General features: G+C 66.8%; 5 protein-coding genes. 4 read left to right on the top strand and 1 reads right to left on the bottom strand.

Features of this window, described 5'->3' with window-relative positions; translation table 11 throughout:
• Positions 1–9 precede the first annotated feature (9 nt).
• Both Q0982_RS13525 and Q0982_RS13520 read left to right on the top strand, forming a co-directional pair.
• The gene (locus tag Q0982_RS13525) at positions 10–120 is read left to right on the top strand and encodes an aldehyde dehydrogenase family protein (protein ID WP_322097023.1); all 111 of its coding nucleotides are present in this window, start codon (positions 10–12) and stop codon (positions 118–120) included.
• Positions 121–146: 26 nt separating this feature from the next.
• Entirely contained in the window at positions 147–527 is a 381-nt protein-coding gene (locus Q0982_RS13520) for a carboxymuconolactone decarboxylase family protein (RefSeq protein WP_299396422.1), read from the top strand.
• 30 nt (positions 528–557) lie between these two features.
• On the opposite strand, the gene Q0982_RS13515 is transcribed toward Q0982_RS13520, so the two are convergent.
• On the bottom strand, positions 558–896 hold the full coding sequence (locus tag Q0982_RS13515) for a cupin domain-containing protein (RefSeq protein WP_299396421.1): 339 nt from the start codon (positions 894–896) through the stop codon (positions 558–560).
• Between the two features lie 143 nt (positions 897–1,039).
• Here Q0982_RS13515 and Q0982_RS13510 point away from each other — a divergent pair, with 143 nt between their 5' ends.
• Positions 1,040–1,888, top strand: a complete 849-nt coding sequence (locus tag Q0982_RS13510; RefSeq protein ID WP_299396419.1) for a DUF3108 domain-containing protein — start codon at positions 1,040–1,042, stop codon at positions 1,886–1,888.
• A gap of 102 nt (positions 1,889–1,990) precedes the next feature.
• On the top strand, positions 1,991–2,993 hold a 1,003-nt coding region (locus Q0982_RS13505), incomplete at its 3' end, for a redoxin domain-containing protein (protein ID WP_299396417.1).

Raw genomic sequence — 2,993 nt, 5'->3', positions numbered from 1 at the left:
GCCGGCGGCGTGGAAACGCCCTTCGGCGGCTACGGCAAGTCGGGCTATGGTCGCGAGAAGGGCCGCGAGGCCCTGTGGAACTATCTGCAGACCAAGAACGTGGCGATCCGCCTGAACTGACGGGACATGAGGTGAGAGGAAAGGTGATGGACGGCGATCTTTTTGAGAAGGGACTGAAACAGCGCAAGGCAACCCTCGGCGACGACTACGTCGAGAAGACCCTGGGCGGGGCGGACGACTTCAACCGGCCCTTTCAGGAGGCGATGACCGCCTGGTGCTGGGGCTTCGGCTGGGGCGATGCGGCGATCGATCCCAAGACCCGCTCCATGATGAACCTCGCCATGATCGGTGCCCTGGGAAAAATGCACGAGTGGGAAATCCACTGCCGCGGCGCCCGCAACAACGGAGTCTCCTGGGAGCAGATCCGCGCCATCGTCCATGTCGTGGGCATCTACTGCGGCGTGCCCCAGGCCATGGAGTGCTTCCGGGTCGCCCGCAAGGTCAAGGAGGCAGAAGCGGAGGTTTAAGTCAGAAAAAACGTTTTCTTATCAATAGATTCAAGACCCCTCCTCAGATTTCACATGGAGTGCCAGCCAAAGCGTCGGGCGCAGCGGATCGGTCCAGGAAACCCGGTGGCGGCAATGCGCCGGCAGCAGCAGGGCGTCGCCCGGGCCCAGGTCCGTCTCGCCCTCACCTTCGATGGTCAGGCGTGCCGCCCCGGCCAGCAGCAGCACCCATTCGTCCCAGTCCTGGTCGTACCATTCACCCTCCGGCGTCGTCTGGCCGCGGGAGACGATGCGCTCCAGCTTTACCCCCGGGCGTTCCAGCAGGATTTCGAAAACCTCCTCCGCCGTGGCGGGCGGCAGGCTGCTCAGCAGGTTCCTCGGCTCGGTCATGGCGGCACCCGATCTCTCTTACGGGGACTGTCAGGATAGCGCCAAGGGCGCCGGAGCGAGCCCTTGGATTTGACGCACTGCAGACATAGTTTGTCTGAGACAACCTTTGGTAGCCTGACCTTTCTTCGCCACTGGGGGAATCCATGCGCCTGCGACCCGCCGCCTTTCCGAAGTTCTCCCTTCGCGCTGCGCAAGGCCTGGCCGCCGCCGGCCTCCTCTTTTGGAGCGGTGCCGCCGCGGCCGACGAGGCCAAGGCGGTGCGCGCCAGCTACGAGGTCTACTTCGGCGGCTTTCATGTTCTGAACGCCGAGGCCTATCTGGAGAACGGCCAAGAGCGCTATCGCATCACCGCCGAGGCAGAGACCCAGGGCTTCCTGAGCTGGTTCCTCTCCTGGCGCGGCACCACCGAAAGCAAGGGGCGACTCATCGCCGATGCCGTCATCCCGGAGCTCCACGACAACTGGGGCACGGCGGACGAGGGCGAGCGTCTGGTCAGCCTGCGCTACGACGACGCCGGCAACATCGTGGAGAGCCTTTCCGAGCCCGAGCAGGACTGGGAGGATCGTCATCCCCTGCCCCCGGACGCCGGCAAGGGCACCCTCGACCCGCTCAGCGTCATTGCCGGGCTGGGACAGCTCCTGCGCAACGGCGGGGCCTGCGAGGGCAGCTTCGCCGTCTTCGACGGGCGCAAGCGTTATGACCTCACCGTCGCCGATGCCGGTGTGACCAAGCTGGAGCCCAACAATTACTCCATCTTCGACGGAGAGGCGCGCGGCTGCCACCTGGACTACGAGATGCTCGGCGGCCACCGCATCGAGCGCAACAAATATGCCGCCACCGCCCGCGACCGCATCGTCTGGGTCGCCCGCCCCGCCGCGGACGCCCCGCTGATCCCGGTGCGCCTCAGCATCGAGACCGCCTACGGCACCGTCATGGGCCACCTCACCGGCTACAGCGTCGACGGGGAAACCGCGGCGCCTTTGACCGACTGAGCCCCGCAAGCCTCGCCGAACACATCCCGGTAGTCACCGCCGCCCATCATCCCTAAGATCGCTGAAGGTGCTTCATGCACCTCTGGGGGAAAGGGGTCTTTCATGGCGGCGAAGCAGGAGCAGCGGCCGCCCTTCACGGCGGCTGAGCGCCTGGAGGGCGGTGATCGTATCCCGCCCTTTCGCTTTGCCGATCAGGATGGCCGCCCGGTGGGACCCTTGGACGACCGTCTGGCGGGCCGGCCGCTGGTCCTGGTCTTCGAATGCGAGGGCGCGGGGCCGAGCTACGAAGACGAACTGGCCGCGCTGGCGGACGCGCTCGCAGACAGCGAATCGGTCATCCTCGCCATCACCCGCCGCAGCCCGGAGGAAAACCGCGCTCTGAGGGACGGCCGGTCCCTGCCCTTCCCCATCCTGTCCGACGCCAAGGCGGAGCTCTACGGGGCCTGCGGCCTCGATCCGCTGACCATCGGCCGGCCCGCGGCCACCTTCGTACTGGACGCCAACCTGCGCATGGTGGAGCTCTTCGACGGCGGCGGCGCCACCCGTGGCGCGGAGATCCTGGCAGCCCTCGAGTCTGCCGCCGACGACCCGCTGAGCGCGCCGCCGGCCGGCCATCCACCGGTCATCGTGCTGCCGCGCACCCTGAGCGCCAAGGACTGCGCCGACCTGATCGACTATTGGCACCGCCCGGCCCCGGTCTGGGAAGCCGAGGGGCTGACCACCCAGGGTTTCGGCCAGGAGGCCGGCGACTTCATGGTGCGCAACAAGGACTACGGCAAGGTCTCGCAGCTTGTGGTGCGCGATCCGGCGCTGCAGAAGTACCTCGACGCCAAGCTGAACCGCCGGGTGATCCCGGAGCTGCGCAAAGCCTTCCAGACCAAGATCTCGCGGCGCGAGGACTACCGCATCGCCGGCTACGACTCGGCGGAAAGCGGCAGCCTCGGCCCGCACCGCGACAATCCCACCAAAGAAACCCGCCACCGCCGATTCACCATTTCGGTGACCCTGAACGGCGGTGACTTCGAAGGCGGCGAACTGCGCTTCAGCGAATACAGCCAGCAGGGCTACCTCGTCCCCACCGGCACCGCCGTCATCTGGTCCTGCT

The sequence above is a fragment of the Pelagibius sp. genome, from assembly GCF_028281305.1.
In the GTDB taxonomy this organism is placed as follows: Bacteria; Pseudomonadota; Alphaproteobacteria; order Kiloniellales; family Kiloniellaceae; genus Pelagibius.
Note: the sequence above shows the minus strand (reverse complement) of the source record. Positions and strands in the feature narration are given on the sequence as shown.

Excerpts from the sequence above, each read along its gene's own strand:
- Q0982_RS13520 (WP_299396422.1), top strand. The coding sequence starts at position 147 with ATGGACGGCGATCTTTTTGAGAAGGGACTGAAACAGCGCAAGGCAACC.
- Q0982_RS13515 (WP_299396421.1), bottom strand. The coding sequence starts at position 896 with ATGACCGAGCCGAGGAACCTGCTGAGCAGCCTGCCGCCCGCCACGGCG.
- Q0982_RS13510 (WP_299396419.1), top strand. The coding sequence starts at position 1,040 with ATGCGCCTGCGACCCGCCGCCTTTCCGAAGTTCTCCCTTCGCGCTGCG.